We start from the raw sequence: 12208 nt of genomic DNA, 5'->3' as shown, positions 1-12208 counted from the left end.
TCCCTCTCTCTCCCTCCCCCCCCCTCTCCCCCCCCCCCCCCCCCCCCCCCCCCCCCCCCCTCCCCCCCCCCCCCCCCCCCCCCCCCCCACCCCCCCCCCCCCCCCCCCCCCCGGCAACGGGGCGGGAGCCGCCTTCACCTACGCCCGCGATGCACAGGGCAGGGTCACCGAACGCGACCTGCCCGACGGCCGCAGCCAGAGCTACGTCCGACTCGCACTGGAGAGGGACCACACAGGCCGGCTCGTTGCGGGCGCCGCTAGGGCGTTTCGTTTAGGTCATCGGATCGTTGGTCCGGGTGTCGTTGACTGACACGCAGTGGGCGCGGATCGAGCCGTTACTCCCGGACCGGACGCCGGTGCGGGGTGGCCGCTGGAGGGATCACGTCGATGAAGCGGTCCTCGAAGTCGTCGTCCCGCAGGTCGCCGGCCAGCCAGAGCGTCTCGATGTCGCTCCAGTCGCCGCGGCTCGCGTCGACGCGCAGGGGGCGGCGCGGCAGGTGGCGCGTTCGCGTTCAGCGCGACGGTGGACCCGTCGAGCCGCGCGGGGTGAGGCTGGGCGTGGACACCTGGTGGGAAGCGGGCCCTTGGCCCGAGATGACGGCAAGCAATGTACGCACCACCTCGGCTCCGAAGCCGTGCACATCGTGGCTCATCGCAGAGAGCGGGGGGTGGGTCAGACGGCACAACTGCGAGTCGTCCCACGCCAGCAGTGACAGGTCGCCGGGGACGGCGAGCCCGAGCTCCTGCGCCACGGCCGCGCCCGCCACCGCCATGATGTCGTTGTCGTAGACGATGGCCGTGGGCCGATCGGGAGTAAGGAGCAGCGAGCGGGTGGCGCGGGCGCCGTCCTCGCCCGCGAACCCGGTGGCCACCTGTGGGCCGCTGTCGAGCCCGAGTTCACGTCCTACCGACTCGAACGCTGTCGTGCGGATCGCACTGTGTCCGAGGGCGGCCGGGCCTCCCACTCGGGCGATGCGGCGGTGTCCGAGCGCGGCCAGATAGCGGACGGCTTCCTCGACCGCGGTGGCGTCGTCGGTCCATACGGACGTCAAGTTCCCGGTGAGGGAGGGGTGGCCCACGGCCACCGTGGGCATGCCGAGGTCCTCCAGCGCGGGGACGCGGGGGTCGTCCTGGTGGAAGTCGACGACGATGGAACCGCCGACCTGCCGACCCTGCCACCAGTGCTTGTAGAGGTTGACCTCTTCGTCAAGATCTCGTACGAGGCGCAGGAGCAGTGAGTAGGACCGGTCGGTCAGTACGCTCTCGATGCCGGAGATGAATTCCATGTAGAACGGTTCGAGCCCGAGCAGTCGCGCCGGCCTGCAGATGGCGAGTCCCACGGTGTCCACCCGGGTCCCGGACAGGCTGCGCGCCCGGCTGTTCGGGGTCCATCCCAGTTCGCGCGCTGCCTCGATGATGCGCTCGCGGGTGGCGGGGGAAACCCCGGGTTTGTCGTTGAACACGATGGAGACGGCTCCCGTGGACACCCCGGCGTGTCGGGCGACGTCCCGGATGGTGACACGGTCGGACGGAGCGCTCACGCCGGCTCCACGCAGAACAGCGCAGCTCGTACGGCCTGGAGGTCACGCCCCGTCCAGCCGCGGACGCGGATGCGGACCTCTTCACCGGGCAGCAGGCTGGTCAGTCCGCGGTCCGCGGTCGCGTCGGGGGCCAGGCGGTCGGGCTGCAGCAGCAGATCGCGTACCAGGGTGTGTGCGGTGACCACGATGTCGACTCTATCGCCCTTGCCGTCCACCGGATCGATCCGGACGTCGAACCTCGGCCTCGGGTAGTCGAAGTCCCTGTCCGTCACCGCTATGTGCAGGGCGCGGAGCTCGTCCGCGTCGGCCACCAGGAACTCCTTGGCGGCTCCCGGGGCCAGAGCCACCTGCGGCGGAACGCGCGTCCGCGCGACAGAGCGGGGAGCGACCTCGACCTCCCAGGTGCCGAGGCCGGTCTCCGAACCATCCGTCCTGAACCGGCGCAACGCGACTGCGGTGCTCCAGGGGTGAGCCGACTGGTTCACCAGGGTCACGGTCGGTCCGCCGGGGTCGGGCTGGATGGTGAGCAGGTGGTCGGCATAGAGGCGGCGGAGTTCGTGGTAGAGCGGCTTGAGTCGTCCGTCCCCGTCGATGGCGGACCAGGACGACACCGGCCAGCAGTCATTGAGTTGCCAGAGCACTGTGCCCGCGCATTTAGGCCAGTGCGCCCGCCAGTGCTCGATCCCGGCGGCCACGGCGCGGGCTTGGACGAGCTGGGTGAGGTAGTGCCAGCGGTCGAAGTCCCCCTCGGGCAGGGCGAAGTGCCGGCTCACTCCCCGGTTGAGCTTGCCGTTGCCGTCTTCGGCCTTCTGGTGGTGGAGCATGCCGGGTGAGTCGGGCGAGAGTGTCTCTCCCGGCAGCGCCCGCCGCAGGGTCGTGATCGCGGGCGGGGCCTGCCAGCCGAACTCGGCGACGAACCGGGGCACGCTGTCCCGGTACTCGGCGTGGTCGCGGCGGTTCCACACCTCCCAGGAGTGGTGGGTGCCGTGGGCCGGGTCGTTGGGGTGCCGCTCCCAGCCGCCCGACCATGGGCTTCCGGCGGTGTAGGGCCGGGTGGGGTCCAGGTCGGCGAGGATGCGCGGCAGCAGGTCGAGGTAGTACCCGCCGCCCCATGAGTCACCGCCCAGTTTCGGCTCCCAGTCCCAGTCGCGGAACCCCCAGAGGTTCTCGTTGTTGCCGTTCCACAGTACGAGGGAGGGGTGCGGCATGAGACGCACGACGTTCTCACGTGCCTCGGCGTCCACTTCACCGCGCAGTGGCTGCTCCTCGGGGTAGGCCGCGCATGCGAACAGGAAGTCCTGCCAGACCATGAGGCCGAGTTCGTCGCAGATGTCGTAGAAGGAATCGTCCTCGTAGATTCCTCCGCCCCACACGCGGACGAGGTCGACGTTGGCCTCCGCGGCCTGGGTGAGCCGTCGGCGGTAGCGCTCGGATGTGACCCGGGAGGGGAGGGCGTCGTCCGGGATCCAGTTCACGCCGCGCGCGAAGAGACGTTCTCCGTTGACGATCAGGGTGAAAGCGGTGCCGTGTTCGTCGGGCGTGCGGTCCAGTTCGACCGTGCGGAAGCCGATGCGCCGCCGCCACGTGTCCAGCACGTCCTGCCCTGTGGAAAGCACCACCTCCAGCTCGTAGAGGGGCTGTTCGCCGTAGCCGCGCGGCCACCAGAGGTCGGGGTCCGGTACATCCAGCGTCAGGACCGCGCGCGTACCGGTGAAGTGCGCTTCGGCCTGGGCGCCGGCGACGGTCGCGAGGGCCGTCAGTCGGCGCCCGTCGCCTGTGATGGACCGCTCGACCTCGAGGTGCACCTCCACGCGCCCCGCCGCTTCCGCCAGGGTGACCATGGGACGTGCCCGGGCGATGCGGGCCGTGGACCAGTGCTCCAGGCGGGCGGGACGCCAGATGCCGGCCGTGACGAGGGTGGGTCCCCAGTCCCAGCCGAAGCTGCAGGCCATCTTGCGGATGTACTGCGAAGGTGCCGGATACACGTTGGGACGGTCGCCGGTCCGTTCCCGCACGGCTTCGGCTGCCGTGTACGCGGACAGGAAGCGCACCGCCAGTTCACCGGACCGGCCGGTGACGTCGAAGCGGTAGGTCCGGTGCATGTTGTGTGTTCGGCCCAACTCGACACCGTCAAGCGTGATTTCGGTGGCCGTGTCGAGACCGTCGAAGACGAGGTCGGTGCGTTCGTGCGCGGTCGCCGCGCCGATGTGCGTCGAGTACGTCCACGGTCGTTCCCCCACCCAGGCGACGTCGAGTTCGTTGGTGCCGATGTACGGGTCCGGCAGCAGCCCCGCGGCCAGCAGGTCGGTGTGCACACAGCCGGGAACGACGGCGCTCAGCGCCTTCCCCTCGTGATGCAGACTCCACCCCTTCGAGAGCAGGGTGATGTCCTTCATGACGCAGCTCCCCTCGCTGAACCGTCGCCCGCCGTCCACGGACTACAGGCAAGTTAGGCCCTCCCTCGGAGCCCTGTCCATAGACCGGTTCAGTTCACCCATTCCGACTGGATCCTTCTGTCGCACACCTCTGAGCATGGATGATGTCGCGTTGCCGCAATCGCAGGATAACGATTGCGCATCAAAGGAGAACGGCGAGCTTTACCGGTTCACTTGGCCGCTGCCATAGTGCCGCTCAGCCCACCTGGAAGCTCGAGCCGCAACCGTGGAAGGGAGCCGGGCACATGGCGAAGAAGGCTTTCGTGACCGCCGTGTTCACCGCTACGACACTGACACTCGCCGGATGCAGCGGTGCAGGGGCGCCGTCCGGAGAGGCTGCCAGCGCGCCGGCCGATCCCGGCAGCGTGTCCGGGGACATCACCGTTCTGACGCAGCGGACGGACCTGGTGCAGGACGGCACGATGAAGAAGTACGCCGCCGCGTTCAACAAGACCTATCCGAAGGTGAAGGTGAAGTTCCAGGGCATCACCGACTACGAGGGGGAGGTCAAGATCCGGATGAACACGGAGAACTACGGCGACGTCCTCATGATCCCTGCCGCCATCTCCAAGGACGACTACCCCAAGTTCTTCGCCCCCCTGGGAAGCACCACGCAGCTCAGCAAGAAATACCGGTTCACCGACAAGACCGGCGTGAACGGCAAGGTGTACGGCATCGCGAGCTTCGGCACCGCCAACGGCTTCGTCTACAACAAGGCCGTCTGGAAGAAGGCCGGCGTGACGCAATGGCCCGCCACTCCCGAGCAGTTCATCGCCGACCTGGGCAAGATCAAGGCGGCCACCGGCTCGGTCCCGTATTACACGAACTTCAAGGACCTGTGGCCGCTGACCGCCTGGACCAACAGCCTGGGCTCGGTCAGCTGCGACCCGCAGTCGAGCAACAAGCTGGCCACGACCGACTCCCCGTGGGCGCCCGGCAGCGACCTGAACGTCATCGACACGCTGCTCTACGACATCGTGCACGACAAACTGTCCGAGAAGGACCCCACGACCACCAACTGGGAGAGCTCCAAGACCCTGATCGCCCAGGGGAAAGTCGCAAGCATGCAGCTGGGTTCCTGGGCCATCACCCAGATGCAGGACGCTGCGCGGAAGGCCGGCACCAACCCGGACGACATCGGCTTCATGCCCTTCCCCGCCCAGAAGAACGGCAAGTTCTGCGCCACCCTGCTGTCCGACTACCAGCAGGCTGTCAACGCTCACTCCAAGCACAAGGCTGCAGCCCGCGCCTGGATCGACTGGTTCACCGACAAGTCCGGGTACGCGCAGAACGAAGGGGCCGTATCAGCCCTCAAATCCGCGCCCATGCCGGACACGCTCAAGGCCTACACCGCCGCCGGCGTTCTGTTCGTGGAGCGCTCCGAGGCGGACACCGGGAAAGTCAACGCCATCGACGACGCCGCGGAGATAGGCCTGAGCAAGCCCGACTATCGCCAGAAACTGGTCGACCTGGCCCGCGGAGCGCAGAAAGGCAGTCTGGACGGCTTCTTTCAGGATCTCGACAAGCGGTGGAACGAGGCGAGGAAGACCACGGGTTCGTGAGGGTCCGCGCGGGGGCGACAGCGCGACGGCCGGTCTTTGCCGGTCTCCGCGCCCCTCGACGACGAAAGGCCGAGATGTCCGACACGACTCGCGCCCCTGCGGCGCACCTCACCCCGCCATCTCCGCGCCGCACCATGGCCCGGGCGGCTCACGGAGCCCCGCCGCGTTCGTGGCGCTCGGCTCCGATACACACGCTCACACCCTGGCTGTTCCTGCTGATCCCCGTCGGGCTGCTGATCACGTTCACCTATGTACCGGTGGGCAACATGATCTACTACAGCTTCACCGACTGGGACGGGGTGAGCCCTGAGCGCCACCTCACCGGCCTGCGGAACTACACGGACCTCTTCACCCGTCCTGAGCTGTTCCGTGTGTTCTTCGTCAGCCTCTACTATCTGGCGGCGTCCGTGGTCCAGATCGCCGCGGCGCTCTACTTCGCCACGGTCCTCAGTTTCGACCTGCGGCTGCGTAACCTCTTCAAGGGGATTCTGTTCTTCCCCTACCTGATCAACGGCGTGGCCATCGGGTTCGTCTTCCTGTACTTCTTCCAGGACGGCGGCACCCTCGACACCCTTTTGTCGTGGTTCGGGGCAGGCTCGGACCATGCCTGGCTCGGTGATCCCCGATCGGCGAACATCTCGTTGGCCGGCGTCTCGGTGTGGCGGTTCACCGGGCTCAACTTCGTGCTCTTCCTCGGCGCCATCCAGTCGATCCCCGGTGAGCTCTACGAGGCCGCGGAACTCGACGGAGCCAGCCGGTGGAAGCAGTTCCGTCACCTGATCCTTCCCGGGATCCGGCCCGTCATCAGCCTCAGCGTCATCCTCGCCGTCTCCGGTTCACTGTCGGTGTTCGAGATCCCCTACGTCATGACCGGCGGCGCCACGGGCACCTCCACCTTCGTCATCCAGACCGTCAAGCTGGCCTTCCAGTTCAACAAGACAGGTCTGGCGTCAGCCGCCGCCGTCGTCCTGCTTCTCATCGTCCTGTTGATCACGTGGCTACAGCGCCTCCTCGTACCCGACGACAACGTGGACCTGGTATGAGCAACCTCACCCACCGTTCCCGACGGCCCTTCATCGCCCGGACGTTCGTCTACGCCTCACTGGTCCTCGCCTCCCTCGTCGTCCTGATACCGCTCGCAGTCGTCCTCCTCACCTCCTTGAAGACTCCGCGTGAAGCCGCCGACAGTGGCCGGGCGTTGAGCCTGCCCCACAACTGGCTCAACCTGCACAACTACGCCACCGCCTTCACCGACGGCCACCTGCTCATGGCCCTCGGCAACACGGCCTTCATCCTTGCCTTCTCCATCACGGGCACAGTTCTGATCGGTTCCATGACCGCGTACGCCGTGGACCGCTTCGACTTCCGCGGCAAGAGGCCGGTAGTGGGCCTGTTCCTCATAGCCGCCCTCGTACCCGGCGTGACCACCCAGGTGGCCACCTTCCAAGTGGTGAACAGCTTCGGCCTGTTCGACACCCGTCTGGCCCCCATCCTGCTGTACACGGGGACGGACATCGTGTCGATCTACATCTTCCTCCAGTTCATCAGAGGTATCCCCCGGTCCCTGGACGAGGCCGCCCGCATCGACGGCGCGAACGCACTGACCATCTACTGGAAGATCATCTTCCCGCTCCTGAAGCCGGCGGTGGCAACCGTCGTCATCGTCAAGGGGATCACCGTCTACAACGACTTCTACATCCCCTTCCTCTACATGCCCTCCGAGGAACTGGGCACGATGTCCACCGCCCTCTTCCGGTTCAAGGGCCCCTTCGGCGCCCACTGGGAGGAAATCTCCGCCGGCACAGTCCTGGTCATCCTGCCCACGCTCACCGTCTTCCTCTTCCTCCAGCGGTACATCTACAACGGCTTCGCCCGGGGGGCCACGAAGTAGACCGAGCCCGCGTGGCACACCCTGGCTCAACCAGCGATCGCCGCGCGCTGCGACGCGACGAGCAGCCGCTCCCACAACTCCCCCGCCGGCGCCGCCACCTCCGGCATGTGAAACAGCACCGGGTGGTCTACCCGGTGCTGTTTCACATGCCGGAGGTGGCACGGCGTCTGCGGGTGAGTGGGAAGTCGGCTTACCAGTGGCAGGAGTTGTGGCGGACCCGGTGGTGTGGGGGCTCTGAATTCGCGTGGCCCGAGCGGATCGCGGTGCCGTCCGTCCCGTTACCGACGTCGAGGTGCTCTGGAAACCAGCGCCGACGTCCGCACCCGCCGGAACCCGGGTCCAGGTGCCTTCCTGGACTCCGGTGGCGGCGTTGCCGCCCGCTGCACCGGGCGGCTGAACACCATCGGCTCCGGGGGCGTCGATCGACACCGACATCCACGGCACCCGGCTGCAGATGACGCTGCCCTTCGATGACACCGCCGGCACGCTCAGGTACTCCGTTCACTCCAGGCAGGGAAATCACCTGGTACCGGCGCTGGGACTGCTCACGCAAGCCAACCGGCCGTTATCAAAACTCCACGTACTGACACATCCACGTCGAAAAATCAATACCGACAAACCGATACAGCTCAACAGGTCTACGCGGGCGGGTGTCCTGACCGGAGGGGCGGGTCGGGAAGCCCACGGTGTCCGGACGCGATGCTGTCACCTTCGCCTTTCCCTATGAAGATTTGCCGCCCGGGTCCCGTGTCTGGGATCTTGTCCGGGGCGACGATCCCAAGCAACGCGCTCAGCCGTCGGCACCACTCGCCTCGGCCCCAACCCAGGCCTGCCGGTGGAGCCGTGGCCAAGCCGCGAGCAGCGGATCTTCGGACTGTCCATGGCCATGCGAAGAAGGAGAAATAGCGTGAACACCGAAAAGATTACGGCTCGACGTCTTACAGCCGAGGAAGTTTCAGAATTGGGCCTCCAGGAGGAGATCTTCGTCTCGGCAGAACTGGACGATCTTTCTCTCGACTGCTACGCTCCGGCTTTCCTCACGAAGCCGGGAAAGTATTTTGATGGAGGATCCTTCATCGCAAGGACAATTTTCGGTAAGGAAATTCATGTTCTTCCGAACAATGTTGAAGAGCGTGGGATCTGGGTTGCCGACGAGGCTGGGGAAGAAATCGAGGTTCTCCAGAGTGCTGGCGTCCTCCTGAACCTCGCTCTCTTCGTGCCCGACGGGAACAAGGAATCTCTGGAGTCGCTCTACACCGCGGCAAGAGAAGCGTTCGGCGCGGGAATCGTTCAGCGCTGGAACGAGGAAGTCGTGGCGGTGCCGGACGTCAAGGTCGACCTGTTCGAAGAGCCGGCCCGCGGGCGAAAGGGCACGAGCGGCCAGAACCGCGACCGCCGCGCTTTGGACATCTACCCCACCCGAGTGCGGTTCATGGAGCCCAGCACCGGCTGGAAGTTCATCGTCGAACCGCACCAGGAGACCATCGACGACACGCCGACGATCTGAGCTGACAGCAGCCCGGAGAAGGTACGCCGACGGCTGCGATCTCCCACAGTCCGATTTCTGCACGCAGCATGAGCCAACCGGCTCGGGGCGGGACGGGGCATTGGTGCCGGCGCCCCGCCCCGCGTGACCCGCATAGGTTGCGGAGCGTTCGGCAACCCGCCGCGCGGGAACCTGCGGCTGAACCCGAGCCGGTGCATCAGCCTCGTCGCCCCCCAGACGCTGTAGACACCTCACGCTGCTATGCCGTCAAGTTCACGGGCCGAGTCCTCCGAACACGGCGCGGTCGCAGAGGCGCTGGTGCCACTCGTTGGCATCCGGTCCGGGCTCGGTGGTCAGGACAGGGTTCGGGCCGGTCTCGATGATGTGCAGGAGGGTCCAGGCGACGCCGTAGCAGTCGTCCGGGCCGAAGCATGCGGCCAGCGCCTTCGCTTCTTCTCCGGCAACCGGCTTCAGGATCGCGTTGAGCTGATGGACGCGCCGGTCGATCTCCTCTTCGCTCGCGTCCCAGTCGGGGAGCGGGCCGTCGGCGACGAATACCTGGACTTGAAGTCTCACGTCCGAATAGTCGGTTGCCGTCCGCCTCCTGGGCAAGACGCGTGGGCGTCCGACACCTGACAAGGCACGATAGGTGTCATGGAATCCGAACCGCCGACTGTGAACGTGCGGCTCTGGCATGCCGATGCTGTCGTCCTGTTCGACTGGTTGATGAGTACCGATCTCGACGCGGTCCCCATCACCCATCCCGCCCAGAAGCAAGCCCTGGTCGACCTGCTGAGTCGGCTGGAGACCGATGTCGATGCCGACATCGCCGGTTCGACGAGCGAGGAGATCGCCGCCGCGCAGGCGGAGGTAGCCCGGGACATGGGCTGGTAGGACCGCTCAACCTTCCAAGCCGCAGGTCACGCAGCCGCTGCTTCCACCGACGGGGACGACGCCGTGGGGAACGCGGACTGCTCGTCGAAAAGCTCCCGCTTCTGAAGGCAGTGGTGGAGCTGGCCGCGAGTACGTCACTGGCGAGCAGATCAAGCTGGGTGCCTTTGGGACAACGCCCGCCGGAGGGCCGCGAAGCTGAGTGAGCAGCAGCGTGCGGCGTTGGATGAGTTGGGGATGCGGTGGCAGGCCTGTGGGTGCTGGCGGGTCGTTGTGAGGTGTTCTCCGTCCCGCGCCCCGGGAGGTTACGCCTTGACCGGGCCGCTGCCCGGCTCCTTTACGATGCGATCGCCGACCGCGATCGACTTCCACAGCCCACGGTCGATGCGCACCTTTATGGACTGGCCGTCCACATGCCTCACCTTGACGAAGTGGTACATGTTCGCGCCGTCGAGCATGCCCCTCGTTTTGTCCTCGACGATGCCTTCCCAGGCATCGTCTGGTCCTGGTTTGCGAGATTTGAACATGCCCCAAGCCTACGGAGGCCACCAGGCGTGGTGCAGTGCCAACAGGCACACATACTGCGGTACAGGTGTCACACAGGGAGCCTCACAAATGTCCTGAGCAGTGCAACGACGACAGTCCTCAGGAACTCAACCGGCAGACATGACACGCAAGCCATGGCCAGCGGCTGCTGATCTGCTTCATGCCCGGCACGACGCGCCGGGGACTGCCGCGACGAGGCCACCTGCCCATCTCCTTCCCGGTCCCGAACTGCCCTGCTCGGCACCAAGGAAGAGCCCGCCGCCCCGGTCGGAATGAGAGGTTTCCGGCCTGTCCATGAACGCAGAGGTCCGCACCCCGACTGTTCGGAGTGCGGACCTCGAGGGGCGTGCGGGCAGGTGACCGTTAGGCCGTGTATCGAAAGTGGATCTTGAGCGATGAATGATCCCTGCTCATGGGGCGGGGAGATCTCACGGACGAGCAGTGGGCGGTGCTGGCGCCGTTGTTGCCGAAGGGGACGAAGGCGGGGCGGCCGCCTGTCTGGACTCGGCGACAGTTGATCGACGGCATACGGGTCCGGGTCCGGACCGGTGTTCCCTGACGGGACGTGCTTGTCGAGTACGGGCCGTGGGGCCGGGTCTACGACTTGTTCCGCCGGTGGCAGCGGGACGGAACATGGCACAGAGTCCTCACCCGGCTCCAGTCGCTGGCCGACGCGAAGGGTGCGATCACGTGGGACCTGAGCGTCGACTCCACGGTGTGCCGCGCCCATCAGCATGCAGCCGGGGCCCGCAGGCAGGGCGATCTGCAGAAGGAACCACCAGGCGGTGTCTTCACCGAGCCCGTTGATCACGGACTGGGACGCTCGCGTGGCGGGTTCACCACCAAGCTGCACTTGGCCGTCGAGCAGGGCCAAAGGCCCATGTCGATCGTGATCACGGCAGGGCAGCGCGGAGACTCGCCCCAGTTCGAACCCGTGCTGGCGAAGGTCCGCGTACCCCGCATCGGGCCGGGTCGGCCGCGCGTCCGCCCCAACCGCGTGCGGGCTGACAAGGCGTACGCCTCCCGCAAGAACCGCGCCTACCTGCGTCGCCGGGGAATCCGCTGCACCATCCCGGACAAGGCCGACCATGCACGCAACCGCCAGAAGCGAGGCTCCCACGGTGGCCGGCCACCGCATTTCGACCCGGTCGACTACCGCGAGCGGCACGCGGTCGAGTGCGGAATCAACCGCCTCAAGCGCCACCGGGCCGTGGCCACCCGCTACGACAAGCTCGCGGTCCGCTTTGAAGCCACTGTCCTGGTCGCGGCCATCAACGAGTGGCTGTGATCAGCACGCGTTGCTACAGCTCGTAGTCCCGGGCCAGCTCCTCCCAGCCAATGCTACGAAGGGCAAGACCAGCGTCCTCGCCCGCCGGTACCTCCGGTGCTGGCTGGAACCAGGCGACGACGAGGGTGGAGCCGTCCATTGACGGGTCGAGCGCCGCGGAGTTGAAGACACCGACGCAAGCCACGGAAGGCAGCACCTCAACAGGGCCGAAGACGCCGGCGGTCTCGTCCGGGTACTCGCGGGAGGGCGGAACGAGATGGACCGGCGTGGAGGAAAACGCGCGTTCGGCCTGCCGCTGGAGCCAACTGACCTTCAGGTCGTTGATGCGCTTGCACGGGTAGCCCTCCAGCATCCCCCCGTAGGTCGAAGACATCCGTAGCTCGGTGAGCCGGATCGAACGACCGGACAAGAGGACTATGTGACCCAGCGACATGCCGACACCCTATGCGCACGATTCACTTCCGACACACGACCTAGTACTGCAACGGTGTTTGTTCTGAGTGCTGGGCAGTTTTCAGGGGCTGTGTCCGCGTCGTTTGTAGTGACTGGCGCGGGCTTGATGCTGGCG

Annotated in this window: 10 protein-coding genes and 2 pseudogenes; 7 read left to right on the top strand and 5 right to left on the bottom strand. The window is 66.6% G+C overall.

Features of this window, described 5'->3' with window-relative positions; all coding sequences use genetic code 11:
- Positions 1 to 512: 512 nt before the first annotated feature.
- Together ACZ6KY_RS41215 and ACZ6KY_RS41210 are read right to left on the bottom strand one after the other, a co-directional pair.
- Positions 513 to 1541: a LacI family DNA-binding transcriptional regulator gene (locus ACZ6KY_RS41215; protein ID WP_469315384.1), complete on the bottom strand. Its 1029-nt coding sequence runs from the start codon at positions 1539 to 1541 to the stop codon at positions 513 to 515.
- On the bottom strand, positions 1538 to 3937 hold the full coding sequence (locus ACZ6KY_RS41210; protein WP_469315383.1) for a glycoside hydrolase family 2 protein: 2400 nt from the start codon (positions 3935 to 3937) through the stop codon (positions 1538 to 1540). Before ACZ6KY_RS41210 ends, ACZ6KY_RS41215 begins: the two co-directional genes overlap by 4 nt.
- 284 nt (positions 3938 to 4221) lie before the next feature.
- Here ACZ6KY_RS41210 and ACZ6KY_RS41205 point away from each other — a divergent pair, with 284 nt between their 5' ends.
- From ACZ6KY_RS41205 to ACZ6KY_RS41185, 5 genes and pseudogenes are all read left to right on the top strand, one after another.
- The gene (locus ACZ6KY_RS41205) at positions 4222 to 5538 is read left to right on the top strand and encodes an ABC transporter substrate-binding protein (protein ID WP_469315382.1); all 1317 of its coding nucleotides are present in this window, start codon (positions 4222 to 4224) and stop codon (positions 5536 to 5538) included.
- Positions 5539 to 5672: 134 nt separating this feature from the next.
- Positions 5673 to 6581 carry a carbohydrate ABC transporter permease gene (locus tag ACZ6KY_RS41200; RefSeq protein ID WP_469315394.1) on the top strand — a complete coding sequence of 303 codons (909 nt, stop codon included), beginning with the start codon at positions 5673 to 5675 and terminating at the stop codon, positions 6579 to 6581.
- Complete coding sequence (locus ACZ6KY_RS41195) at positions 6578 to 7429, top strand: carbohydrate ABC transporter permease (protein ID WP_469315381.1); 852 nt, start codon at positions 6578 to 6580, stop codon at positions 7427 to 7429. Before ACZ6KY_RS41200 ends, ACZ6KY_RS41195 begins: the two co-directional genes overlap by 4 nt.
- A 149-nt stretch (positions 7430 to 7578) precedes the next feature.
- Positions 7579 to 7705 (top strand): annotated as a pseudogene (locus ACZ6KY_RS41190) (helix-turn-helix domain-containing protein); the annotation flags it as partial.
- Between the two features lie 631 nt (positions 7706 to 8336).
- Positions 8337 to 8936, top strand: a complete 600-nt coding sequence (locus ACZ6KY_RS41185) for a hypothetical protein (RefSeq protein WP_469315380.1) — start codon at positions 8337 to 8339, stop codon at positions 8934 to 8936.
- Between the two features lie 252 nt (positions 8937 to 9188).
- On the opposite strand, the gene ACZ6KY_RS41180 is transcribed toward ACZ6KY_RS41185, so the two are convergent.
- Positions 9189 to 9491, bottom strand: coding sequence for a hypothetical protein (locus ACZ6KY_RS41180; protein WP_469315379.1), 303 nt, complete (start codon positions 9489 to 9491; stop codon positions 9189 to 9191).
- A gap of 78 nt (positions 9492 to 9569) precedes the next feature.
- Here ACZ6KY_RS41180 and ACZ6KY_RS41175 point away from each other — a divergent pair, with 78 nt between their 5' ends.
- Positions 9570 to 9809 carry a hypothetical protein gene (locus tag ACZ6KY_RS41175; RefSeq protein ID WP_469315378.1) on the top strand — a complete coding sequence of 80 codons (240 nt, stop codon included), beginning with the start codon at positions 9570 to 9572 and terminating at the stop codon, positions 9807 to 9809.
- A 302-nt stretch (positions 9810 to 10111) separates the two neighbouring features.
- Here the strand turns inward: ACZ6KY_RS41175 and ACZ6KY_RS41170 are convergent, their stop codons facing one another.
- Positions 10112 to 10333 carry a DUF7489 domain-containing protein gene (locus ACZ6KY_RS41170; RefSeq protein ID WP_469315377.1) on the bottom strand — a complete coding sequence of 74 codons (222 nt, stop codon included), beginning with the start codon at positions 10331 to 10333 and terminating at the stop codon, positions 10112 to 10114.
- 431 nt (positions 10334 to 10764) lie between these two features.
- On the opposite strand from ACZ6KY_RS41170, the pseudogene ACZ6KY_RS41165 reads away from it, so the two are divergent.
- Positions 10765 to 11640: pseudogene (locus tag ACZ6KY_RS41165) on the top strand (IS5 family transposase).
- A gap of 13 nt (positions 11641 to 11653) precedes the next feature.
- Here ACZ6KY_RS41165 and ACZ6KY_RS41160 read toward each other — a convergent pair.
- Complete coding sequence (locus tag ACZ6KY_RS41160) at positions 11654 to 12073, bottom strand: hypothetical protein (RefSeq protein ID WP_469315376.1); 420 nt, start codon at positions 12071 to 12073, stop codon at positions 11654 to 11656.
- Positions 12074 to 12208 lie beyond the last annotated feature (135 nt).

This window comes from Streptomyces sp. NPDC042002 (genome assembly GCF_055588305.1).
This window is presented reverse-complemented; position numbering and strand designations above follow the sequence as displayed.

Bases quoted from the DNA above. Each gene is read 5' to 3' on its own strand.
- ACZ6KY_RS41160 (WP_469315376.1), bottom strand. From the start codon at position 12,073: ATGTCGCTGGGTCACATAGTCCTCTTGTCCGGTCGTTCGATCCGGCTC.
- ACZ6KY_RS41175 (WP_469315378.1), top strand. From the start codon at position 9,570: ATGGAATCCGAACCGCCGACTGTGAACGTGCGGCTCTGGCATGCCGAT.
- ACZ6KY_RS41170 (WP_469315377.1), bottom strand. From the start codon at position 10,333: ATGTTCAAATCTCGCAAACCAGGACCAGACGATGCCTGGGAAGGCATC.
- ACZ6KY_RS41205 (WP_469315382.1), top strand. From the start codon at position 4,222: ATGGCGAAGAAGGCTTTCGTGACCGCCGTGTTCACCGCTACGACACTG.
- ACZ6KY_RS41210 (WP_469315383.1), bottom strand. From the start codon at position 3,937: ATGAAGGACATCACCCTGCTCTCGAAGGGGTGGAGTCTGCATCACGAG.
- ACZ6KY_RS41200 (WP_469315394.1), top strand. From the start codon at position 5,673: ATGGCCCGGGCGGCTCACGGAGCCCCGCCGCGTTCGTGGCGCTCGGCT.
- ACZ6KY_RS41195 (WP_469315381.1), top strand. From the start codon at position 6,578: ATGAGCAACCTCACCCACCGTTCCCGACGGCCCTTCATCGCCCGGACG.